We start from the raw sequence: 22,963 nt of genomic DNA, 5'->3' as shown, positions 1-22,963 counted from the left end.
CATGGCGCCCGGCAGCGCCCCGCTTTCCCTCGCGGATCTTCACCCCGGCCGCCGCCAACAGGATGAATCCCTTGAAGAAAAGGCGTGCTGGGCGCTTTGTTTTGCAGCGTGCCATAGAGTCTCCAAAGCCTCATGAGCCTCCCAGGAATAGCTTCCGCTGAAGACCTGCTTCGCGCGCAAAAACGTCAGGATGGATCAACAAATCGGTCGGGCTACCGCCCAATGGGCAGCACTGTCTCTACCAGATTGACCCAATAGCCGATGCCGTAAGGCAGGGCGTGGTCGTCAAAATCATACGCTGGGTTATGACACTGAGCCGTCGGTCCATTGCCAAGGAAAATATATGCGCCAGGCCGCGCCTCAAGCATGTAGGCGAAATCCTCCGCTCCTATGCTTGGTTTCATCTTGTCAACCACGGATGCAGACCCGACTAGACTGCGTGCCGCCTGGATCGCCAGATCGGTCCCCTCCGCGTGATTGAAGGTCGCTGGAACGGATCGAAGGTACCTGAACTCGATATCCGCGCCGAACCCGCGCGCGATACCCTGAGCGGATACCAAAATCTCTTGCTCGGCGAAGTCTCGCAGGCCGGATGCTAGGGTCCTGACCGTTCCGGCGATTTCGACCTGATCGGGGATAACGTTGTAGGCCTGGGCCGCGCTCAACTTGGTGACGGAGATCACCAGCGAGTCCAGAGGATCGGTCTTGCGCGAGACCAGGGTTTGCAGCCCTAGAATGATCTGTGCTGCAATGACAACGGGGTCGATGGTCCAATGCGGGTCGGCCGCATGGCCACCCCTGCCCTTCACGATGATATCGAAGTCGTCTTGCGATCCCATGATCGAGCCATGGCAGATGGCGAATTTGCCCACCTCCAAGCCCGGCCAACTATGCATGCCAAAAACCTGGGATATGCCGAAGCGGTCCATGATTCCTTCCTGAACCATCTTAAAGCCGCCTGTTGGGAATTCTGGTTCTTCTGCCGGTTGAAAGATCAAGGCAACCGAGCCCTTGAACTTGCGCGTAGACGCCAGGTATTTCGCTGCGCCCAGCAACATAGCCGTATGACCGTCATGGCCGCACGCATGCATTATGCCCGGGCTTTTCGACGACCAGGGTTTGCCTGACGCCTCAACGATTGGCAGGGCATCCATGTCCGCTCTCAGCCCGATCGTCGGCCCGTCTCCGCCTTCGCCCTGAATCACTGCGACGATGCCGGTCTCAGCTATCCCCGTTTCGATGTGATTGATACCGAAGGATGCCAGTTTCTCGGTCACGAACCTCGCTGTGTTGTGTTCTTGAAAGTCGAGTTCTGGATTTTCATGGAGGTATCGGCGCCACTCGGTTACCTCGCGCTGCAGATCCCCGCCGAAAGCTTCAACACTTCTCATGTTGCATTAGACCCTTTTTAGACTCATTCCGCTGAGCCGTCTCGATGTCCTTCTCCAACGGCGATCTGGTGGGAAAGGACAGCGGGATGAATTGAACCCCTGCTCAACGCGGGATCACAATCAAACTTCAATTCTTAACTTCGTTCAATCGCTGTAGAATTCTTGAGTCCGAACTTGACGATGATGACACATGAGAACGAGAGATTTGCGCCAATCTGCCTTTGCTGTTGCAACATGGATGCAACGATGCGGCGCGGTGTGAAATGTAGGCTGCGGATAGCGGCAGCGACCACCGAACCGCTATCGTGGAAGCGCTCGGCCCTGAACGTTCCATCAAGGATGGCGCGGCAAGTGCTGGCGGAGCTCAATTCAATAGCAGAAATGCACCCGATGGACGATGGACGATGGACGCTTGAGGTAATCGGCCGAATGACTTGGCATATGCTTGCGGCCGACGGGTCGACTTCGCCGAAGAAGCGGACTTCTCTCCGCCCGCCCGCCCGCATACGCAATCGCGCTCCTCAGCTTCGCGACATCAATTCGTGCTAGACCAGGATGGTCAACGGCCATTGCAACAGCCCGATTGACGACCTCCTGCTTGGTCCCACAGTACAAAGCCAAACCTCACGCCTGTGGTCTGAAGCCGCTTACTTTCCAAATCGTGCCGGCATGATCACGCCGGCACAATTCTGGATCACGCTATCTAGCCATTCTGGATCCATCTGCGGCACCGAACTCATCAACAGTTGCGTATAGTTGTCGAACGGCGGCGAGAGAACGGTATTCTTCTCTCCGACTCTAACCACTCGACCACGGTGCATGACAGCGACTTCGTCCGCAATCGCATTCACGGCGGCGAGATCATGCGTAATGAAGAGATACGAGATCGACAGCTCCTTCTGGAGTGAAATCAACAGCTTCAGGATGCCCTCTTGTACCACTTGATCGAGGGACGAAGTCACTTCATCGCAGACGATCAAGTCGGGATTGGCCGCCAACGCGCGAGCGATGGAGATGCGCTGCTTCTGCCCGCCGGAGAGCTCCGAAGGGTAGCGATCGATATACGCTCCGCTCAACTCGATCATGTCGAGCAGCTCGTTCGCACGCTGATTGGCGGCCGACCCCTTCAGTCCGCAGTAGAGTCGCAGCGGACGCGAGAGCAGCTTGCGAACTGTATGGCTGGGGTTGAGTGAGGTGTCGGCGGATTGGTAGACCAGCTGGATACGACGCAGGACATCGGCATTACGCGCTCCTCGCAAAGGTGGCAGCCGAGCGCCATCAAACACTACCTCGCCTTGCTGTACTTCCATCAAACCGCAGACTACCCGAGCCAGGGTTGACTTGCCTGAACCGGACTCGCCGACTACCGCAACAGTGTGGCCGCGCGGTACCGTAAGGCTGACATCCTCCAGTACCCGGAGCTGACCGTAGGCCGCGTTGATATGCCGGATATCGAGTATCGGGGGAGCCGCGCTGGCGGGCGGTTTTTCAAGAGAGCGGACCGCCCAGAGGGTCCTCGTATAGGGATGCTCGGGCGCCGCCAGCATGCGTCGCGTCTCGGCTTCCTCAACCTTCACACCATCCTTCAGGACCACGATGCGGTGGGCCATTTGCGAGACAAGGGCCAAGTCGTGGCTAATGTATATGGCCGCTGTTCCGAACTTTTGGACGACATTGCGAATGGCGGTAAGAACCTCCACCTGCGTTGTCACATCCAGGGCTGTGGTCGGCTCGTCGAAGATGATGAGGTCCGGCCGGCAGTTCATTGCCATCGCCGTCATTAGGCGCTGCAGCTGGCCACCTGAGACTTGGTGAGGGTATCGTTCGCCGATACGAGTGGGGTCCGGGAGGGCAAGCCCACCGAACAAGGTTATCGCTTTTTCAACGGCTCGCTTGCGCGATTCGGTCTTGTAAATCTCCGCACTTTCGACCACCTGATCGATCAGCTTGTGCGCGGGGTTGAAGGATGCGGCGGCGCTTTGCGCGACATAGGCGATGCGTGCGCCGCGTAGGTCACGTTTTACGGATTCTGGGCTGTTGCGGAGGTCGATACCGTCGAAAGTGATGCTTCCATCGACGAGTATGCAGCCTTCGTTCACTATGCCCAGTGCTGCCAATCCAAGGGTCGATTTTCCGGCACCGGACTCACCAATCAGCCCGACAACCTCGCCCCGATTAACGTCAAGGTCAATGCCACGCAGAATTGGAACAACGGCATCGTCGACGAGGCCATTGATGACGAGATTGCGTATGGTGAGCAGCGCGGGACCGCGTTCAGTTCCATCCGGTGAAAATTCCATCTGCATGGTTGTGGTAATCCACTCAGCCATTGGAAGCACCACTGATCTGCAAGTACCAATCGACGATGAAGTTGATAGCTACGGTGATCACTGCGATGGCCGTCGCAGGAACCAGCGGCGTGAGGTCGCCGAAGGTAATAAGGCTCGCGTTCTCACGCACCATGGAGCCCCAGTCCGCCATCGGCGGCGGGACGCCAAGGCCCAGGAATGACAGCGAAGAGATCGTCAGGAAAACAAAACAGAAGCGCAACCCGAATTCCGCCACCAAGATAGGGCGAATGTTGGGCAATATCTCATGAGCGATGAGCCATAGCAGGCTTTCTCCCCGCAGCTGTGCGGCCTCTACGTAGTCTGTCACCGCTACGTTCATGGCCAGTGCGCGGGCGAGCCGAAAAACTCGGGTTGAATCGAGAACCGCAATGATAATAATCAGATTCTGGATCGATGTTCCGAAGATGGACAGCAGCATCAGCGCGAAGATCAGCTGCGGAATCGCCATGAAGACATCAATCACGCGTGCGACGACTTGATCCACCCATCCGCGGAATAGTGCGGCAATGGTGCCTAGCGTGCCGCCCAATAAAAAGGCGATAGTGGTTGTCACCACGGCGATACCAATGGAATTACGCGCGCCGTAGATCAGCCGGCTGAGGACGTCCCGGCCGAGCTGATCCGTTCCAAGCAGATTCACGCTGTTCCAAGGCGCGAATGGCTCGGGAGAGACCAATTCGGATTCGCCGAAAGGAGCAATCAGGCCCGTAAAAAGAACGGCGAAAAGGTAGACCGCGACGATGGCGAAGCAGAGCTTGACGTTGAGCGGCGCTCTTCGAAGCGCATAGCTGAACCTGCTGCGCCGCCCGGGGGTGGGCTCGGCGAGCGAAGAGCGTTCGATTGTGTTGGGCATCTCCACCATCCGTCACCTCGGGTGAAGCAGTTTGGGGTTAGTCGAAATTGCGATTATGTCCGCAAGGAGATTTAGGAGAATATAGGCGCTCGCAAATATCAGTGCGCATGCTTGTACTACCGGTATGTCACGTGAGCGCACTGCATCCACCATTGTGTGGCCTATCCCGGGATAGACAAAGACCGTCTCCACCACCACGACCCCCACTACTAGATAAGCCAGGTTCACGGCAACGACATTAGCAATGGGTGCCCAAGCATTGGGCAAGGCGTGGCGCAGGATGACTCGTGCTGGGGAAGCACCCTTGCATTTTGCCATGTGGATATAGGGCCTGGACAACACGCCGATAATCGCCGACCTGGTCATGCGCATTATATGGGCAACAATCCCGAGCGTCAGGGTGGAAACCGGCAGGATCATAAGCCGGACCCACTCGACGAAGCTCATACCGTCGCTGACATTGGATAGTGTCGGCAGCCAGCGCAGTCTTACGGCCAGGAAAATGAGCAGGATATACGCTATAAAGAATTCTGGAACTGAGATCGTGGTTAGCGAAACCCCATTCACTAGGCGGTCGAAGGTGGTGCCCCGATAAAGTGCGGAAAGGACGCCGAGGGCGATCGAAAGTGGGACTGCAATGAGCGCCGTCACGCCGGCCAGCAGCAAAGTATTGCGGAGGCCCGAAGAAACGATGTCGGCGACGAACCGAGGCTCACCTGGATTGGACGATAAAGATTCGCCAAGATCACCATGAAGGAAGCCGCCGACCCATTTAAAATAACGAGTCGTGGCGGGCTGATCTAAGCCGAGGTGAGACTCAAAAGCCGCAACTGTTTCCGGGGCGGCGGACTGACCCAAGATCGCGGTGGCAAAGTTGCCTGGAAGCATGCTGACGGTCGAAAAGATGATCATCGAGACAGCTGCTAGCGTCAAACTGCCAAGGAACAGCCGAGAAATGATCATTCGGGCAAGAGGCGACATCATATAGTAAATACCAGGTTGGGAAGGGGTCCTCGGCACACAACTAAAGCAGCGGGCCTCAAAATGGTTGCTTGGCGCAATCGTATCATCGACCCACCCTATTGTTTGGCGAGCGCCTGAAGCCTCAGGCGCTCGAGGACAGTTCGATTTGCACTATGCGTTCAGCCACCAACGCTCAGAGGCCTTCCCGTTGTCCATCGGGAACACACCGCCGACGGTATCGAAACCAACCCGGTTGGAAACGCCACTGATGTAGTTCAGGAACGCAACTACGATCGCGCCGCCTTCGTCGTGAAGGATCTGCTGCATTTCCGCATATTGAGAGGAGCGCTTGGCTTGGTTGGTTTCGGCGCGGGCTGCGGCCAGGATCTCGTCGAACCGCTTGTTGCTGAACTTTGTCGCATTCCAGGCAGCACCTGACTCATAGAATTGAGTGAAGAGCCAGTCGGCAGTTGCCCGACCGAAATACTCTACCGAAACGAAGGGCTTCTTCAACCACACTTTATCATAGTAGCCGTCGTCGCTCTCACGGATCAAATTGATTTCGATGCCAGCCTTCGCAGCTTGCTCCTTGAACAGAGTACCGGCCTCAATGGACCCAAAGAAACTATTCTCCGCTACCGACAAATCGACTTTCAATTTCTCGTACCCAGCCTTCTTCAGATATTCCTTTGCCTTCGCTATATCGTACTTGTGTTGCGGCTGGGGATCGATGGCGAACGGCATCGACGGGCTCAGCGGGTTATCGTTGCCGACTTGGGCCGTGCCGAAATATACCTTTTGTAAGATCTCCTCGCGATTAATCGCGTGCTTCAGAGCCAAGCGAACATCATTATTGTTAAATGGCTCTACCTGTGTGTTCATATCGAACGAATTGTGAACCGCACTGCGAACCATCTGAACCGCGATGTCCGGGTTGCGCTTTAACAAGTTGATGGTCTTGGTATCGACCTGCTCCATATACTGGACCACGTCGGTGACAAGTGCATTGGTGCGGGCAACTGCGTCCCTGATGACGATAAACTCAACTTCGTCGAAATATGGCTTTCCGTCCTTGTGGTAGTTTGGATTTCGTTTCAGCTTGGCGTTCACACCAGGATCAAAGTGCTCAAGTACGAATGGACCAGTCCCGATCTTTGCAGTCCAGTCCAAACCTCCCTCAGCCTTGGCCGGCATGATTGCCAGGTGCCAGTCGGCGAGAAGGTAAGCGAAGTCGGCGACGCCGCTGTTCAACTTGACGACGACAGTGTCCTTGCCGTCCGCCTCGATCGATCCAACCTGTTCCAGCACGGCCTTCGCGGCGGACTGGCTATCCTTGCCCATATGGTGTCGCATAGATTCAATAATGTCCGCAGGGGTGACATCCTTGCCATTGTGAAAAGTCGCACCCTTGCGCAGCTTGAAGACCCATTTGGTAGCACCCCCTGAAGGTTCAAAGCTCTCGACCAAATCGGGCACGACGGAGCCGTCGGGGAGAATCTCAGTCAGATTATTGCACATCGATCCGCCGAGCGCTGAAACTGTGAAACTACTTGGCCAGGTCGCGGGATCGAGTGTGTCAGTCTGGGATCCATTGGACATGCCGAACTTCATCAAGCCTCCCTTCGTGGGTTCGGCCGCATTGGCAATCCCGGGTTTCGGCAGGATAAAACTGATGCCAGCGGCCCCGGCCAAGGCAGCCGCGCCGCTGAGGAATTCGCGGCGAGAAGCATGGAAACGACCCATTCCTTTGTTCCTCACAGACATGTTGATACCTCCCTTTGTGACACCTCGTTGATGTCTTTAATGCTTTTCGACCGGTCGCCCCGAGAAGCGCGCTGGCATTCCCATTTTTCGCAGGTTCGTCCGAGGATTGTCACACGTCTAGTATTTTTTGGGCATGGATCAATCGCGAATGGGCAATAATGTCGCCCTTTAAGAGCTTACGGTTGCCGCATGGATGGCTCTGTGGGCTCCGCGGACGGCTCCCCGTCAGAACGACACGCCACGTTCGGTAACATCGCGGCGCGTCACCGCTAAGCCGCTATTGATGGGCACTTAACCAGGGCGCCGCCAAGCCGCAGAAACAGGTCAGGAAGTCGTGCGCAAAAGGGACAGCACTTTCAGCCGTGGTGCGTTGTAGTGTCCCGTCAGAGACAGTGTCTCCAAGACGGCGATTTTCCGTCTTGACGCGCAGCCTGAGCCCCTGTCCGACCTAAGCCTTCAAACAGGGGAACTGCCGCCTAAACTGCTCCGCCGAAGTTGGGTCGGACCATCATCCACCCATCTCGTCCCGTTCGGAATTGGGAACCCATGCTTCGCGCCTTGTCGTAACATGTCCATGAAAATCTCTGCGGCTGGAGGACGCGTTGTCTGCGGATCGTACACAAGGTAGATTTCGCGTTCGACTACAGGACCCACCAATTTTTTTTGGGTGAATTCACCAAACTGCATCATGGGCAAGACAAGGCTTGGCACCACGGATACGCCTATATCGGCGGAAACGAGGCCCGCAACCGTGCCAATGTCACGAGCCTCTGTGATGGTCCCAATTTGGATTTCGGCAATTTGCAGTGCGCGATCCACCGAAGTGCGAATGCTGCTCCCAGGATCAAATGCGACGAAGTCTTCGCCAGCCAAGTCATTCCAGTACACCATATCCATGCCCGCAAACCTATGAGATTTTGAGCAGATGCACAGCAGATCATCCGCCGCGATCTGTTCGCAAATCAGCTGTTTTTTCACCTTCGGAAAGGAAGTGATGCCAAAATCGACGTGTCCATCGGACACATATCGAACCACCTCGTTCGCGAAGCCATCCTTCACCGACATTCTGACGTGAGGCCTGGTTTTCCTGAATTCGGAAATGACCGCGGGCAGTATGATGGACGCAACCGAAGAAAGTGCTCCTAAGCTCACGACTCCATCGAGTCCGTTTTGGTAGAGCTGGAACCGTGATAACGCGCTTTCAAATTCCTCGAGCACACGCCGCGCGCTCTTCAATAGCTGCTCGCCGGATGCCGTAAGCACGACCCTCCTTGTCGTACGCTCGAAAAGGCGGGTGACCAGTTCCTCCTCGATCTCCATTATCGTTCGGCTTAAGGCTGATTGAGCGATGTTCAAGGAGCGGGCCGCTGCGGTATACCCACCGAAATCCGCGATCGCGACGAACGCCCGCAAATGCCTGAGGGTGATATTGTTGTTCATTCGCGATCAATCTATGCCAAAGAAATGTTGGACGCAATGCTGCGGGAGGGCCAAGCATTCCGATCATCAGGACAGGCCCACCTGCGGATTCGACGCGAGAAATTTCGATAATTCGGGAAAGGCGGCCGTTCCTACACCGCCAACACGGCGGATAGGGGCGTAACAAACGGATATGCAGAAGATGATTGCGCAAAGCCCCAAGCCGGGACTTCGGCTGCTCGCCTACCAGATTTTCGTCCCGCCAACCCGCAATCCCGCTGAGCGCGACAGGCATCTGGCACGTGCCGCCGCAATGGTCTCGAACCGGCTGTCGCGCGAGCCGGAGCCCATCGATCTCGTTGTCCTCCCCGAACTATCGAGCATCGAATACTCTCGCGAAGCCTTCGAGGCCCTGGACGTTTTGGCGGAGCCGCTTGATGGCCTGAGCTTCAAGACCTGGCGCGCCGTGGCGGAGCGCTTCGGCGTAACGATTGCTTATGGCCTTCCCGTCGTCACCGATGGCCTCCGCCAGATCACACAGGTGGTCGTTGGCCCGGACGGAGAACGTCGCGGTGCCTATGCAAAGCTCCACACTGCCCAATTCGGTGCCTCTATGGAAAAGGAATTCTTCAGCAGCGGCGACCATATTTTCGTCTTTGACGTTTCCGGGTTTCGCGTTGCGCCGATCATTTGCTACGATATTCGAATACCGGAGCTGAGCCGCACGCTGTGCGTCGACCATGGCGTAGATCTACTACTCCACTGCGGCGCCTATGCGCGGGATCTAACTTACGTTAGCTGGCACCATTTCGTGATAACGCGCGCACTTGAAAACCAGGTTTATGTGTTGAGCGTCAACCGGGCCGGCCAGGATTTTGGGGGTTCGATACTCTGCCCACCCTGGATCGACCAAACCCAGTCACCGCATCACTTCGGTGACGGCGAAGTCATCGAGACGTTGACAGTGACCCGGTCCGCGATCGAAGCGGCGCGCCGGACCTACCCCTTCCTCGCCGACCGGTTGGCCGACTATTCAAACCTTACTTTGCAGCTTGGATAACGGACCCATTCACCGGCCGGCCGGGCATGGCGCAGCTCGCCCCCTCGACCAACTCAACAGTGAGCGTTAGAATGAAGCATATTGGGATTGTCGCGCATAGCGCTGAAGGATCGTCCCTCTGCTATCTAGAGATTTGCCACCGTGGCTCATCAGAACTGGGGGAGCATATGCATCCCGAGGTTACAATGAGCGTAATTCCCATGGGAGCTAGCTTGGCGGATTGGGAGCTTGAAAGTCTACAGCCGATCCGTGCGAGACTGCTGTTGTCGGCAAAACGTCTCAAGGCGGCAGGATGTGATTTTTTCATATGCCCGGACAACACCGCTCACCTAGCCCTTGAGTCGGCCGGCCGAGAATTGCCTCTACCTGGACTTCATATCGCCGATGTGGTCGTCTCGGAGGCGGTGCGGAAAGGTTATTTGAAGCTCGGTATCTTAGGCACAACATGGACAATGTCTAAGTCCATGTACTACGAGGCCGCTCGGCGTAGAAATATCGTAGCCATTTCGCCTAATTATGAAGATAGTGATTACATCCATAATACAATATTTTCTGAGCTATGCAATGGCGTAGTGAAAGAAACAACGAGGCAAAAATACTTTGATATTATTGGCAGATTAAAGAAGGACGGTTGCAATGCAGTTGTGCTCGGCTGCACGGAGATTCCGTTGCTTATCTCAGCCGAGCAATCGCCTTTGCCAATTTTGGACTCGACCCGCCTACTGGCTCATTACGCGTTAAAGGTGGCATTAGGTCAGAAGCATGTTCCAATTTGGCGAGGGGGTGATTTCAAAAACGCTGTTGATCAATGAGCCATCGCCAGGACGTAGTTCAGGCTACGGCCTTGAGCGGTTCAGTAGGGAAGCCATAGCAGCATCGATCCGGCTTTGTTGGTAGCCGGCGAGGCATGCCGCGAAGACTTCTCCGTCGCCTACCACCGGGTTCCCCGGCTGTTCACCGCCCTCTCGCGATCCACGGGGACCTGACTTGTAACGATGGTTGCGAACGGATCAGCCGATAGAGACCATAGCCGGTCGGGCCGGCCTCGTAACAGAAATACACCCGGTCGAACTTGGTGGCGATCCGCTGGATAACTCGGCGCATGCTCGTATTCGATGCGTCGACCTCGCCGAAGAAGCGAACCTTTCCCTCCCGGCCAGCATCCGCAATCGCGATGGCGTTCCTCGCCTTCGCGAGATCAATTCCGACAAATGCTTCCCTAAAATCTGCCACGGCTCGTCCTCCTGCGATGAGGATCGGCTCGGACCGCCCGAGCAACCCTCGGACGCGCAGTGTCGGGCGAGCCACCTCACCGGCGGAGGCGAACACACGGTCTTAGGATCAATCTACGCGCTGGGACGGATCTACCGAATGTTGCGAGACCTGGCGCTGAAGCCAAGCGGTGTCGGCGGCCTTGCAGCCGAAGCGAGCAGGGGCGCAGTGAGATGTGTCAAAGCTCGGCTTGGCCTCTGTGACAAGCTCGGCGGTAAGGCGCCCTGCCATTGCCGACCAAGTGACGCCTTCGGAATTCATAGCCGTGCAAAGGAACAGTCCTTCGACATCCGGCCAAGGCCCAATCAAGGGTGATCCATCTGGGGTGAATAATTCGGGGCCGTTGATGAAGCGGCGAATGGGTGCGTCCGCCAAAACCGGGAAAATCTCCATCGCGCTTTCGAAATACGGCGCTATCTTGTCCCAGTCGGGATTGAGCAGGGTGAAGGCAAAAGGATCGGGTAGGGCTGCTGCATCAATCGTCTTGGCGTTCTCATCGAAGAAACCGACGAGCATGCCGCCCGCCTCCTCGCGACCGTACATCCTGTGCTCGGACATCACAAAGGATGGAGTTGATGCCGCTAATCGCGGTGTTACGTCTGCGATGATGTAGAAATGCTCGCAAGACCACTGTGGTAAGGCGATTCCGCTGGTCGCCATGAGTAGACGAGACCACTGTCCACCCGCGACAACCACGGCATCTGCGGCAATGGGGCCGGTGGATGTGCCAAGACCGACAACGCGGCCGCTACGGATTTCCAGTCCGGTTACCCGGCAGTTCTCGACGATTCGAACCCCGCGTTGCCGAGCGCCGCGCGCGTAAGCGGCGGTAAGATCGGCGGGATTAACGCGGCCGGAAAGAGGATTGAGCCAGAAGACCGCAGCGGATGCCGGATCCAGCAGAGGATGCACGCGACCGACTTCCTCGCGCGAGAGCATTCGCCCTGCAATGTCTCGTATTGTGGCTTCACGATTGTAAGATTCATACTTGCGTACGGCATCGGCGTCTTGAGCGATATGCAAGCGCCCAGTCTTCAGCCACCCCGTGCTCTGCCCAGTTTCTCGCTCAAGTCTCTCTATTGTATCGAAGGCATAGAGCACACTTAAGTCATGACTCGGTACCGGGCTCCAAGTAATATTGCCTGCTGAATGCCAAGTTGTGCCGGATCCCAGTTGCTCGCGCTCAAGCAATACGACGTCACCCGCACCGGCATCCGCCAGGTGCCAGGCGACGCTGCAACCTACGACTCCGCCGCCGATAATAACAATCCGTCGACTCATGACTTGTTCCTAACCGCTGACGGGTTGTTCGGAGAACCCGTGCAACATTAAGGTCGCGATCCCGTATAAGGGCATCAAATTGCCAAGGCCCATGAAACAAATGGTCCATAATTCTTCAGTGCTTGATCGAAGTGCGCGGGGCAAAGCGGCAGTGAAAATGTTTTGATACAACGACTGAGTGAGGGGCAGGTCTTACCCGAGCCCAACCACGCGTAAAGGATCGACGCCGTTTAGGATGATCGCGGCTGATGCTGGTTACATGAAGCCGAGCTTTAAACGATGAGACGCTTGATGTGCGTCTCGTCACATGGCACGTCCCGGCTATGCTATTGCGCCGGTTGAATCCCGTCTAATAGCGAGCGAGAAGTGCACGACCCAACGATGCACAGTCGAATGGTTGACGCTCAGGCCGCACTCGACGATGACTATCCCAGATCGCGCAAACTTCAATTGTAGGGCAGATACCAGCGAACGCAGAGTATCACGGATCGATGAGAATAGCGGCCTTTGAACATGACAAACTCGCGGAAAAAGGAGCAGCGTCATGCAGACCGTTCAGAAATCCTGACGGGGGCGCATAGCGATCGCCTCCATCTCCCGCACATAGGCGGAGATATACTCCAAAACGCTGCTAAAAGTGCGTTCAACAAGCCAGCGGCGGCGTGGCGCGCCCGATCGCGGTGCCTATGGAGAAGCCGTCGCCTTGAGCGCGGACGCGGGAAATGGTGTTTCGGGACATATGTGGCCTTATCAATGAAGCTACCGGGGCGAACCTGAGCAGGATCGGAGGACGCCGAGTTTCGCGAGAGACCACCCAGCCAGGGCGCAATTGCTACACGCTCCGTTGGGCTGAGCCCGGCTGGAGTCGGATCAATCCTACACCGTTATCAATCTCGATTGGGGGTCCAAAGGGCTTAGAAAGCGTCTGCAACCGCTCGAGAATAGCTTTTGCTTGCGGTTCGGGGGCAAGCCGCGGCACGCCTCGGTTCGCTAGTCTTTTCGAGCGTCCGAGCTCGATTGGATAGAGCCGCAATTGAGCAAGCTGATTGTCTTCATAGCGGCTGACGGCGACAACGCTCTCATAGTAGACCGCGCCGGAGATTGACACAAATCCTTCTGGCGTTGGATATCCTCTTGCCACCTCATCGACTGTGACCTCAGCGTCGGTATCGACCCGCGGATCCTTCCCGTATGTCTCGAACATGTCGGCTCCAACCGGCGTTCTGAGGTCTTCGTTGAAGAAATTGCCCAGTCCGTAAAAGATGGGCCGGCCTTTGTATATTTCGATGGCCCTAACATGATGGGGCCCATGATTTATGTAGGCATCTGCTCCGGCGTCGATCGTCTTGCGTGCGAATGTTTGTTCATAGTCCGCTGGATCGCGGCTGAATTCCCCGGGCTCGTGTCCGTGGTTCGTGGCGATGCAGAAGTCTGCGAACTGCTTACCTCTACGCACGTTTCGTAGAATATTGTCGACGTCGCGTGGATTGGGTTCAAAGCTGTATCCTGCTTTCTGCCCTGCTTTGAAGACTACGCCGCCAATTACCACACGAGAGGCGTCCTTCGGGGGGGGGGCATACCAAGGAAGTGTCTCGCGCACCTGCCTGAGGTTTTCAAGCATCTCCGGCGTGACCACAATGCTTTTCGCCAAGCGAAGAGGGTTGAGCCCTGGTCTGCCCGGCGCCTCGCCGGCCTGGTCGCAAGCACGAGCCATAGGTTCGAAGGTTGTGGCAAAAGACACCAACGCTACGCGGCCGCGAGGGGTCTCCAAAAAGCGAGCAGCCCCTGCTTGTGCTAAATTCTCGCCCGCACCGGCATGAGTGATTCCGTTCTCATCAAGCGCACGGGTCGTCTCGCGCATGCCTTCTATGCCCCAATCAAGTGTATGGTTGTTTGCGCGACTAACCATGTTGAAGCCCATTGACCTCAAGTCACCTCCCAGCTCCGGGGCACTGATCAAATACGCACCGCCGTACTCAGCCTGCGGGCATCCCTTGGACTGAACGTCCAAGATGTTTGTCTCCAAGTTGCCGAACGTCACATCAGCTCCGTGGAAGATCTTAAGAACATCGGCAAGGCCTGGGTGATAGCCCTTCGTTACGGGCCGCGCGTAAAGAAGATCACCGACTGCAGCCATGGTGAAGCCATTTTCCACATGAGTGGCAATCGAACCAACCGTATCCAAGGCATGCTCCTCATCCTGAACTGGCCGATTGGAATTAACAAGAGATCCCATATGCTCCACCTTTCATGACCAAACGTTCAACAGTGACTAGTCAGCCCCTCAATGCCTTACCACCGGTTACGACCGATTTCCGCGTGTGCAACCCGAACTCCTGGGCGTCAAGTCGACTGTATTTGTCCTCGGCCGGAGCGCGCACGTGACAGGCCACGACGCGGCCGTCGACCATCGGCACCAAGGGCGGTACGTCGATGCCGCAACGCTCTACCGCGAGCGGGCAACGTGGGTGGAACGCACACCCACTCGGCGGGTTGATCGGGCTTGGCACCTCACCCTCGACGGGCACCTCCAGCCGAACCCGCGTCGGATCCGGCACTGGAGCTGCCGCGATCAGTGCCTCAGTGTAGGGATGGACCGGCTTGGCGAAGAGCGCCTCGCTCGGGGCGAGTTCCACGATCCGCCCCAGATACATGACGGCTACGCGATGGGCGATATGCTGCACGACGCCGAGGTCATGCGAGATGAACACGAAGGCGATGTCCATCTGCTGCTGGAGATCCAGAAGGAGATTCAGGATCTGTGCCTGCACAGAAACGTCAAGGGCTGACACCGCCTCGTCGGCGATGATGATAGAGGGGTTAAGCGATAGGGCGCGTGCAATTCCGAGCCGCTGGCGCTGACCGCCCGACAATTCGGATGGGAGCCTGTGCATCATTTCAGGCGACATTCCGACTTTTCGAAGAAGGTCCGATGCCAGTGCGTTGCGCTGCTTCCGGCTTAGACGCTCAAAGTTTTCGACGGGTTCGGTGATGATTTGCCTGGCAGTAAGGCGCGGGTTCAGCGACGAGTAAGGATCCTGAAAGACCATCTGCATCCGGCGGCGCCAAGCGTGAAGCGCGTCCTTCGTAAGGCCCGCAATATCGGTCCCGTCAATCAGCACGCGGCCTGCCGTCGGCTCGACAAGCCGCATCAGGAGCCGCGCGACAGTCGACTTGCCACAGCCGGATTCACCGACGATGCAAAGCATCTCGCCCGCCTCGACCGAAAAGGATACATCTTCCACCGCCCGGATCACCGGGACGTTTTTCTTGCAGATTCCCGAGCCAAGCGGATAGTGCTTGGTCAGATTCTCGACTTTCAGCAGAGGACCATTCATGCGCCCATCACCTCTTCGGCGCGCCAGCAAGCTGCGGCGTGGCCAAGCCCGACATCACGGAGGATGGGTGTCTTTTCGCGGCAAATATCGATAGCGAACGGGCAGCGGGGCGCAAAGCTGCACCCGACAATAGGCTCGCGCAGGTTTGGCACGATGCCGGGGATTTCTGGAAGGCGCCGCTGCCGGCCGCGGCGCGGATCAGGCACCGAGCGCATGAGACCCTGAGTGTAGGGATGTGCGGGGCGCGCAAACAAATCTATCACGTTAGCTTGTTCTACGATCCGGCCAGCATACATGACGATCACGCGCTGGCATGTCTCGGCGACAACGCCCAGGTCATGCGTGATGAACATAACGGCCGTTCCCGTGCGCTCTTTCAGAGCGACGATGAGCCGCAGGATTTGCGCCTGGATAGTAACGTCTAGCGCGGTCGTCGGCTCGTCAGCGATCAGCAGTTCTGGTGAGCAGGCGAGAGCCATGGCGATCATGGCGCGCTGTCGCATCCCGCCAGACATTTCGTGGGGATAGTTGTTGACCCGGCGCTCGGGATCCGCGATGCGGACGAGACGGAGCATCTCCTCGGCCTTTGCCATCGCCACCGAGTGGGACGCCTTCGTGTGGATCTGCACCACCTCGGCGATCTGGTGGCCGACCGTATAGACCGGGTTTAGACTCGTCATCGGCTCCTGGAAGATCATGGCGATCTGGTCGCCGCGGATCTTTCGCATCTCCCGCTCCGGCAGCTCAAGGATGTCGCGTCCGTGGAAGCGGACCTCGCCACCGACAGTCCTGGCAGTCAGCTTCGGCAGCAGACGAAGAATTGAGAGAGCAGTGACGCTCTTCCCGCATCCGGATTCGCCAACGACGCCGAGCGTCTCTCCTTTTTTGACCTGGAAGCTGACGCCGCCCAAGGCGCGGGTAACACTTTCCTCGCCGTAAAAGTGCGTCTCAAGGTCTCGAACGTCGAGAAGTACGTCGTTGCCTGCAGTCTGATGCATCTGCACGTTAGCGCCTCCGCTTGGCGCGGGGATCGAACATGTCGCGCAAACCATCCCCGAGCAGGTTGACGGCAAGGACCGTGACGGCAAGGCAGATACCGGGGGCGAAGATCGTCAATGGGACGATAGCGAGATATAGGCGCGAACTGGCGATCATGTTACCCCAGCTCGGAATCTCGGGCGGCACACCCACGCCGAGGAAGCTCAGCCCCGCCTCCGTCAAGATCGCGCTGGCGCAGACAGTAGCGCCCTGGACCATGAGCGCCGGAATGGTGCTGGGAAGGATATGTCGCCACAGCACCTTGGGCAGGGGCGCCCCGCCGCAGACCGCCGCCTCCACGTAGGGACGCTCGCGAACACCCAGCACCACCGAACGAACCAGCCTCGCTACGGCCGGCGTCTCAGGGATTGCGATCGCAACGATAAGGATGCCGATTCCCGGTCCTGTCAGAGAAATGAGCGCAATCGCCAGCAGAATCGTGGGGATCGACATCAGGCCGTCCATGACCCGCATGACGACATTGTCGAAACTGCGGCTGTAGCCGGCAACGACACCGATCAGAAGCCCGGCAAGAGCCGCGCACGCCGCCGACATCAATCCGACCATGAGGGAGATGCGGGCGCCGAAAATCGTTCGCGCAAACACGTCCCGGCCGAGATTGTCGCTCCCGAACCACATCTCGGCGGACGACGGCTGGAGGCGCTTGAACGGATCCATGTTCACTGGGTCGCCGGCGTAAAGCGGGGCAGCGAGCGCCAGCATGATCAGGAGCGCCAACAGGCCGCCGCCGACCAGGACCAGCGGGTGCCGCCTTGCCAGACGGGGAACCTCGGCTGGCCGCAGCCGACCCATCGGCACGGCTTCAACTTGTGCGGAGAGGAGGCTCATATCAGTACCGGATACGGGGATCGATCAGCGTGTAAGCCAGATCGACCGTGAGGTTGATGAGGACGTACAGACCCGAAGTTAGGATGAGCACGCTCTGGATGATGGGATAGTCGCGATTGTTGATCGCATCGACGACCAGACGACCGATACCGGGTATGTTGAACACCGTTTCCGTGAGGACGACGCCGCCGATCAGATAGGCGAAGCTTATGCCGATGACGGTCAGGATCGGGACGCCGGCATTCTTCAGAGCGTGGTGGAAAAGCATGGCATAGGACGAAGCGCCCTTGGCGGCGGCCGTTCGCATATAGTCTTCCGACAGGACCTCGAGCATGCTCGCCCGCGTGACCCGGGCGATGAACGCAATGTAGCCAAGACCCAAAGCCACGGTGGGAAGGATCAGGTGCACAAACCAACCCCCGAGGCCACTATCGATCGGCGCATATCCCTGGACCGGTAGCCAGTGTGTCCTAATGGCGAAGAAATATATGAGAAAATAACCGATGACAAAGACCGGGACGGAATAGCCAAACGCCGAAAAGGCCGCGAGGAGTTGGTCGATGATCCCGCCAGTTCGCCACGCGGCGAGGATACCGAAAGAGACTCCGACCGTCACCGAAAGGATCATGGTCAGGCTCGACAGGGAAAGGGTCGGTTCAAGCCGCTGCGAGATGAGCTCGAGAACCGGTCGGCCAGAAAAAATTGAGATCCCAAAATCACCGCTGAGGATGCCCAATGCCCAGTGTACGAATTGAACGGGCAAAGCTTCGTTCAGTCCCAGCCGCTCCCGAATGGCGGCGATCATCTCCGCCGTGGCCGACTTACCGGCGATTATGGCTGCTGGATCTCCCGGCGCGAGCCGGAGAAGCAGAAAGACGAAGGCTCCGACCATCGCCATGACAGCGATGGTCGAAACCAATCTGCGTAGAATGTAGACGGACACGCGTCACGCTTTCTCTATGTTCCACAATGGAACGACATCTGACGATACCTCGATCAGTCCTGTGAGCGACTGGCGCCGCCCGATTGGCGTCACGATCTGGCCCAACCGCACGTCCCCTACGAACTCCCACCAGATCTGCTGCATCTTTCGAGCTAACGCCTTTCGCTCATCCAGCGTTTCCACGTCAGGCCATTTGGCGCGAAGAGCCTCATACTCGTCGTTCTTCGGCCAGCCGAACCACCCCTTCTCGCCGCTTGCGTTCAGGAACACTGCTGAGATGGGATCGGCCTGCACCGGCTCGGGGTCGTCAGTAATGAAGATGCTCCAGCCGCCGCTCTCAACAGGACCTTTGTTTGCCCGCCGGGCGGCAACGCCGCCCCAGTCGCTCGGTGCAAGCTCGGCATTGATCCCAATCTTTCGCAGGTTCTCCGCCAAAAGCTGCGAGGCGCTGTTGCCGGCCGCCCAATTCGTGGGCTGAAGAATGACAATCTTCTCACCGGCATATCCCGCCTCATTGAAGAGCTGCTTGGCTTTTTCCGGGTCGCCGCCCTTCTTGTGCCAACTGGTATTTTCGTCATTTGAATAAGGCGTGGTGTTGCCAAATATCGAAGTGACAGGGTGGCCATATTTGGAGTCAGGCGCCGTAACGCGCAAAAACGCCTCTTGGTCGATTAGGTGAAGCATCGCTTGGCGCGCTTTCACGTTAGCGAACGGCGTCTGCAGGTGGTTCATGCGCAGGCACATGTCGACGCCCGACTTATTCAGAACCTGGAGTGCAAGACTGGAGTCGCTTTCGATCGTTGAGTAAAGGTCAGCAGGTGGGAACCGAACGAAATCAAGCTCACTCGCTTGCAAGGCTGCCAAAGCAGTTTGGTCATCGGCAATGCCGTCCCAGATGACGCGATCGACCTTGACGATCTTCCCTCCGGCAAATCCGTCGGAAGCCTCCTTGCGCGGCACGTATTTTTCGTTGCGATCATAGGTAAAAGTCGCACCCGGTTTCGCAAGATCCTTATTGAAGGTGAACGGCCCCGATCCGATATTCGTCGTAACCTGTTCGGTTGCAGGCCGGTCAGCGTCCTTCTCGGGCATGATGTACAGCAAGCTTCCAGAAATCGTCGCCAATATATCTATCAGCAGCCCTAACGGCTCCTTGAGCGTGATAGTAAAAGTCTTCTCGTCCTTCTTTGATATATCGCTGGCTCGCGCCATGATCAATTGACCACCGGAAGCCACTTGACCCCATCGGCGGATCGACGCGACACAGTCGGCTGCGGTAACGGGAGTACCATCGTGCCAAGCCAAGCCATCCCGGAGCTCAAATGTATAAGTCTTCTTGTCATCGGAAACACCCCACTTCCCCACCATTTGCGGCTGCGGCAATGACTTGGAGTCGGGCGCAAACAACGTATCGTAAATTGCCAGGCCATGGATCTGGGTGGACGTATCGGTCGTAAAGATCGGATCGAAGACTTTGAGGTCACCTAGCGCCATACGGACCGTCCGTTCAAACGGTGGCGCCGCCTGCGCCCGCAAGACCGACGGGATCGACAAAGCCGTTCCCGCGGCCATGCCCAGCTTAATGAGACTGCGTCGAGAGATTTCCATATTCGGTTCCCCTTTCGTGTTCATGGCGCGGTTGATCCGCGCTTTTTTCGAGTTTTGCGGACGCCACCAGAGCAGGATTCCTTTGTCGTTCCTAACAAGCGCCTGACGGGTGGTGGCAATTGGGAAATTGTAGCACCCGGGCGGAGTGCAGTTTGCACCAAAATGTGTCCACTGCTGAAATACAGGCCCCACAAAGTGACGGAGTTTGAAATATCTCAGCCTCCGCTGGCGCGAAAGCTTATCGTCGGTTGCAGACCCACGAGCGTTAGAGACGGGAATTTTTCAAGCGGTGCGCCAGACGCGAGACGGGGAACGTGATCGAAATCAATCTCTTCCCGCTCGGCGATCAACAGACATGTGCTTTCGTGCCATGATCGCGAGCTTTGTCGTCTTTACAGTATCTTCGCGACAGTTAGGCCATGTGGACGAATTGACAGGTATTGGTTCACGTGTTCCCGGAGCGATTTCTATCTGACCCATATGTTGCCCACTGATTTGGAGGTCGGCATGTGCACCAAGATGGAGGATACGGATTGGGCGAACGAGTTCCGCCCGTCGCTGCCACAGCGCGGTGCCAACAGCCGGGATGATCGGCTATTTTATTTCTGGAAGCGCTGCTCTCGATTCACAACATCACCTGGCGGGCGCTGCCGGAGCGGTTCGGCAAGTGGAACAGCGTGTGGAAGCGCTTTCGACCGGCTGAGCAAGAGGCGGCTTCTCGACCAAAATCCACCTGAAGACGGATTCGACGGGCATCCCATCGCCTCCGACCTGACCGGTGGCGAGAAGGCTGATGCGCCGCACTTTCCCATCCTGCTCGGGCTCGGCCCCGATACCGACCCGCGTGCTGTCATCGGCGACGAGCGCTATGCCAGCAAGGCCAACCGGCAAGAGGCACGGATCGCGGCGCAATTCCCGTCATCCCGCACAAGGTCAACGAAAGGGACACGCCGGCATTCTTCGCAAAGGCACTATACAAGGGCCGAGCCCGCTCGAAAAGGCCGTCGGCAAGATCAAGCGCTCCAAGTGCATTGCCTTAGGCTGCGAAAAGACAAAGCGAAACTTCCCATCCATCGTCGCACTCGCCGCTAGCTTCATCTTGCTCAAATCCGTCCACTCCGCCTAGCAATGTTCGCCACAAATTCCGCCAGCCAGCTGCACTCGTGCCAACTGGGGGCGGGCTCATCAGGTGTGGCGCGTCGCGTTCGATCATCCACCTGTTTCCCTTGAGAATCGCCGCCAGCGGTTCCAGACTTCAGCGTTGGCTTATGTTCGAGATGGGATGACTCCCATTTCCCTGCCCACCTCGGTGAAGGCCTCGACGGCGCGGTCAATGTCCGTGCTCGTATGCGCGGCAGACATTTGCGTGCGGATGCGCGCCTGACCTCTCGGCACCACGGGGAACGAGAAGGCGGTTACATAGACGCTGCGCTGAAACATCTTCTCGGCCATTTGCTGCGCGAGGCACGCGTCGCCTAACATCAAAGGGATGATCGGGTGGTTCGCACCAGCAATCGTGAAGCCCACCTTCGATATTTTCGAGCGGAAGCGGTCGGCGTTGGCATAAAGCTTTTCGCGTAGCGCATCGCCTTGTTCGACCAGATCGATCGCCTTCAGCGACGCCCCTGCTATGACTGGCATCAGCGTATTGGAGAAGAGGTACGGCCGTGAGCGCTGGCGAAGCCAATCGATGACCTCGCGCTTTCCTGACGTGTAGCCGCCCGAGGCGCCTCCAAGCGCCTTGCCGAGCGTGCCGGTGATGATGTCCACCCTGCCCTCGACGCCGCAATGCTCGGGCGAGCCGCGGCCATTCTTGCCCACAAAGCCGACGGCATGGCTGTCGTCGATCATGACCATGGCGTCGTATTTGTCGGCGAGGTCGCAGACCCCCCTGAGGTTGGCTATGATGCCGTCCATGGAAAACACGCCGTCGGTGGCAATCAGCCGGAAGCGGCAATCCCGCGCGTCCTTCAGCCGCGCCTCCAGCCCGGCCATGTCGTTGTTGGCGTAGCGGAAGCGCTTTGCTTTCGACAGCCTGACACCGTCGATGATCGAGGCATGGTTCAGCGTATCGGAAATGATCGCGTCCTCCTCGCCGAGCAACGCCTCGAACAGGCCGCCATTGGCGTCAAAACAGGATGAATAGAGGACCGTGTCTTCCATCTTGAGAAATGAGGAGATGCGCGCCTCGAGCTGCTTGTGCTCTTCCTGGGTGCCGCAGATGAAGCGGACCGACGCCATGCCGTATCCATAGCGGTCGAGCACAGCCTTCGCCGCAATCCGTAGATCTTCATTGTCGGCGAGGCCAAGATAATTGTTGGCACCAAAATTCAGGACCTTGCTGCCATCCTCGAGTTCGATCTCCGACGATTGCGCCGAGGTGATGACGCGCTCGGATTTGTAGAGCCCCGCCGACTTCAAGCCGGCTAGTTCCGCCGACAAATAGGCAATGAAGGCGTTCCTCATCTGCAACTCCGCAGGAACGGCATGACGTTAGCCCTCACAAGAACTGACCGGCGGGGACTGGACACTCATCACCGAATGGTAACGGCTGCCGATTCAGTCAATCCCGCGCCCGCGCGGTTCGAGACAAGAGCGAAGAGGGGCCAGCTCCGAGCCCGTCTTATCCCACAGGATTTGTGACATCGAGCAGACCGGCATCACTATCTCGCGCGGTCGGTCGCCTCGTTGAGGTAAGCGTCGCCGGCTCGGCAGCAAGTTGCCGCACCCTTGGGGACCCAACCAAATCCAGGGCGCACTGCGCCGGCTTGGCTTTCTGGAGTTTGCGTCACGATAGCTCATCGCCACCGTCACGATTCCGATCGCCAAGTTT

17 protein-coding genes and 2 pseudogenes are annotated in these 22,963 nt (G+C 57.5%); 3 read left to right on the top strand and 16 right to left on the bottom strand.

Annotated elements, in window-relative coordinates:
• Positions 1-212: 212 nt before the first annotated feature.
• The 6 genes from ACLGL5_RS11980 to ACLGL5_RS11955 form a co-directional block, all read right to left on the bottom strand.
• Positions 213-1,391 (bottom strand): M20 aminoacylase family protein, encoded by a 1,179-nt coding sequence (locus tag ACLGL5_RS11980; protein WP_494372910.1) that lies wholly within the window; start codon positions 1,389-1,391, stop codon positions 213-215.
• A 647-nt stretch (positions 1,392-2,038) separates the two neighbouring features.
• Complete coding sequence (locus ACLGL5_RS11975; RefSeq protein ID WP_494372909.1) at positions 2,039-3,721, bottom strand: ABC transporter ATP-binding protein; 1,683 nt, start codon at positions 3,719-3,721, stop codon at positions 2,039-2,041.
• Complete coding sequence (locus ACLGL5_RS11970) at positions 3,714-4,595, bottom strand: ABC transporter permease (RefSeq protein ID WP_083246923.1); 882 nt, start codon at positions 4,593-4,595, stop codon at positions 3,714-3,716. Before ACLGL5_RS11970 ends, ACLGL5_RS11975 begins: the two co-directional genes overlap by 8 nt.
• A gap of 12 nt (positions 4,596-4,607) precedes the next feature.
• Complete coding sequence (locus ACLGL5_RS11965) at positions 4,608-5,558, bottom strand: ABC transporter permease (protein ID WP_348628527.1); 951 nt, start codon at positions 5,556-5,558, stop codon at positions 4,608-4,610.
• Positions 5,559-5,729: 171 nt separating this feature from the next.
• Positions 5,730-7,301 (bottom strand): ABC transporter substrate-binding protein, encoded by a 1,572-nt coding sequence (locus tag ACLGL5_RS11960; protein ID WP_171903246.1) that lies wholly within the window; start codon positions 7,299-7,301, stop codon positions 5,730-5,732.
• Positions 7,302-7,778: 477 nt separating this feature from the next.
• The gene (locus tag ACLGL5_RS11955) at positions 7,779-8,762 is read right to left on the bottom strand and encodes a LysR family transcriptional regulator (RefSeq protein WP_069091103.1); all 984 of its coding nucleotides are present in this window, start codon (positions 8,760-8,762) and stop codon (positions 7,779-7,781) included.
• A 172-nt stretch (positions 8,763-8,934) separates the two neighbouring features.
• Between ACLGL5_RS11955 and ACLGL5_RS11950 the strand changes: the two genes are divergently transcribed.
• Positions 8,935-9,801 (top strand): carbon-nitrogen hydrolase family protein, encoded by an 867-nt coding sequence (locus tag ACLGL5_RS11950; protein WP_210184868.1) that lies wholly within the window; start codon positions 8,935-8,937, stop codon positions 9,799-9,801.
• Between the two features lie 26 nt (positions 9,802-9,827).
• Positions 9,828-10,613: an aspartate/glutamate racemase family protein gene (locus tag ACLGL5_RS11945; protein WP_348628493.1), complete on the top strand. Its 786-nt coding sequence runs from the start codon at positions 9,828-9,830 to the stop codon at positions 10,611-10,613.
• A gap of 163 nt (positions 10,614-10,776) precedes the next feature.
• On the opposite strand, the pseudogene ACLGL5_RS11940 reads toward ACLGL5_RS11945, so the two are convergent.
• The 9 genes and pseudogenes from ACLGL5_RS11940 to ACLGL5_RS11900 form a co-directional block, all read right to left on the bottom strand.
• Positions 10,777-11,034 (bottom strand): annotated as a pseudogene (locus tag ACLGL5_RS11940) (IS110 family transposase); the annotation flags it as partial.
• A gap of 108 nt (positions 11,035-11,142) precedes the next feature.
• The gene (locus ACLGL5_RS11935) at positions 11,143-12,354 is read right to left on the bottom strand and encodes an NAD(P)/FAD-dependent oxidoreductase (RefSeq protein WP_494372908.1); all 1,212 of its coding nucleotides are present in this window, start codon (positions 12,352-12,354) and stop codon (positions 11,143-11,145) included.
• Positions 12,355-12,658: 304 nt separating this feature from the next.
• Positions 12,659-12,869 (bottom strand): annotated as a pseudogene (locus ACLGL5_RS11930) (IS6 family transposase); the annotation flags it as partial.
• A gap of 317 nt (positions 12,870-13,186) precedes the next feature.
• The gene (locus ACLGL5_RS11925; RefSeq protein WP_069091099.1) at positions 13,187-14,590 is read right to left on the bottom strand and encodes a CapA family protein; all 1,404 of its coding nucleotides are present in this window, start codon (positions 14,588-14,590) and stop codon (positions 13,187-13,189) included.
• 40 nt (positions 14,591-14,630) lie between these two features.
• Entirely contained in the window at positions 14,631-15,692 is a 1,062-nt protein-coding gene (locus tag ACLGL5_RS11920; protein WP_245307035.1) for an ABC transporter ATP-binding protein, read from the bottom strand.
• On the bottom strand, positions 15,689-16,690 hold the full coding sequence (locus ACLGL5_RS11915) for an ABC transporter ATP-binding protein (protein ID WP_171903320.1): 1,002 nt from the start codon (positions 16,688-16,690) through the stop codon (positions 15,689-15,691). The genes ACLGL5_RS11920 and ACLGL5_RS11915 overlap by 4 nt, the downstream gene beginning before the upstream one ends.
• A gap of 7 nt (positions 16,691-16,697) precedes the next feature.
• Positions 16,698-17,579 (bottom strand): ABC transporter permease, encoded by an 882-nt coding sequence (locus tag ACLGL5_RS11910; RefSeq protein WP_069091097.1) that lies wholly within the window; start codon positions 17,577-17,579, stop codon positions 16,698-16,700.
• A gap of 1 nt (position 17,580) precedes the next feature.
• Positions 17,581-18,522 (bottom strand): ABC transporter permease, encoded by a 942-nt coding sequence (locus ACLGL5_RS11905; protein ID WP_494372907.1) that lies wholly within the window; start codon positions 18,520-18,522, stop codon positions 17,581-17,583.
• A gap of 3 nt (positions 18,523-18,525) precedes the next feature.
• Positions 18,526-20,130, bottom strand: a complete 1,605-nt coding sequence (locus ACLGL5_RS11900) for an ABC transporter substrate-binding protein (protein ID WP_069093283.1) — start codon at positions 20,128-20,130, stop codon at positions 18,526-18,528.
• Between the two features lie 507 nt (positions 20,131-20,637).
• On the opposite strand from ACLGL5_RS11900, the gene ACLGL5_RS11895 reads away from it, so the two are divergent.
• A complete protein-coding gene (locus tag ACLGL5_RS11895) occupies positions 20,638-21,222 on the top strand; it encodes a hypothetical protein (RefSeq protein WP_171903245.1) in 585 nt (194 codons plus the stop codon).
• Positions 21,223-21,396: 174 nt separating this feature from the next.
• Here the strand turns inward: ACLGL5_RS11895 and ACLGL5_RS11890 are convergent, their stop codons facing one another.
• Positions 21,397-22,596 (bottom strand): glycine C-acetyltransferase, encoded by a 1,200-nt coding sequence (locus ACLGL5_RS11890; RefSeq protein ID WP_069091095.1) that lies wholly within the window; start codon positions 22,594-22,596, stop codon positions 21,397-21,399.
• Positions 22,597-22,963: the final 367 nt, after the last annotated feature.

The sequence above is a fragment of the Mesorhizobium sp. U510 genome (assembly GCF_059180695.1).
The sequence above is the reverse complement of the archived record's forward strand: the minus strand, read 5'-3'. Positions and strand labels throughout refer to the sequence as shown.

Excerpts from the sequence above, each read along its gene's own strand:
- ACLGL5_RS11980 (WP_494372910.1), bottom strand. The coding sequence starts at position 1,391 with ATGAGAAGTGTTGAAGCTTTCGGCGGGGATCTGCAGCGCGAGGTAACC.
- ACLGL5_RS11975 (WP_494372909.1), bottom strand. The coding sequence starts at position 3,721 with ATGGCTGAGTGGATTACCACAACCATGCAGATGGAATTTTCACCGGAT.
- ACLGL5_RS11970 (WP_083246923.1), bottom strand. The coding sequence starts at position 4,595 with ATGCCCAACACAATCGAACGCTCTTCGCTCGCCGAGCCCACCCCCGGG.
- ACLGL5_RS11965 (WP_348628527.1), bottom strand. The coding sequence starts at position 5,558 with ATGATCATTTCTCGGCTGTTCCTTGGCAGTTTGACGCTAGCAGCTGTC.
- ACLGL5_RS11960 (WP_171903246.1), bottom strand. The coding sequence starts at position 7,301 with ATGGGTCGTTTCCATGCTTCTCGCCGCGAATTCCTCAGCGGCGCGGCT.
- ACLGL5_RS11955 (WP_069091103.1), bottom strand. The coding sequence starts at position 8,762 with ATGAACAACAATATCACCCTCAGGCATTTGCGGGCGTTCGTCGCGATC.
- ACLGL5_RS11950 (WP_210184868.1), top strand. The coding sequence starts at position 8,935 with ATGCAGAAGATGATTGCGCAAAGCCCCAAGCCGGGACTTCGGCTGCTC.
- ACLGL5_RS11945 (WP_348628493.1), top strand. The coding sequence starts at position 9,828 with ATGGCGCAGCTCGCCCCCTCGACCAACTCAACAGTGAGCGTTAGAATG.
- ACLGL5_RS11935 (WP_494372908.1), bottom strand. The coding sequence starts at position 12,354 with ATGAGTCGACGGATTGTTATTATCGGCGGCGGAGTCGTAGGTTGCAGC.
- ACLGL5_RS11925 (WP_069091099.1), bottom strand. The coding sequence starts at position 14,590 with ATGGGATCTCTTGTTAATTCCAATCGGCCAGTTCAGGATGAGGAGCAT.
- ACLGL5_RS11920 (WP_245307035.1), bottom strand. The coding sequence starts at position 15,692 with ATGAATGGTCCTCTGCTGAAAGTCGAGAATCTGACCAAGCACTATCCG.
- ACLGL5_RS11915 (WP_171903320.1), bottom strand. The coding sequence starts at position 16,690 with ATGCATCAGACTGCAGGCAACGACGTACTTCTCGACGTTCGAGACCTT.
- ACLGL5_RS11910 (WP_069091097.1), bottom strand. The coding sequence starts at position 17,579 with ATGAGCCTCCTCTCCGCACAAGTTGAAGCCGTGCCGATGGGTCGGCTG.
- ACLGL5_RS11900 (WP_069093283.1), bottom strand. The coding sequence starts at position 20,130 with ATGGAAATCTCTCGACGCAGTCTCATTAAGCTGGGCATGGCCGCGGGA.
- ACLGL5_RS11895 (WP_171903245.1), top strand. The coding sequence starts at position 20,638 with ATGTGCACCAAGATGGAGGATACGGATTGGGCGAACGAGTTCCGCCCG.
- ACLGL5_RS11890 (WP_069091095.1), bottom strand. The coding sequence starts at position 22,596 with ATGAGGAACGCCTTCATTGCCTATTTGTCGGCGGAACTAGCCGGCTTG.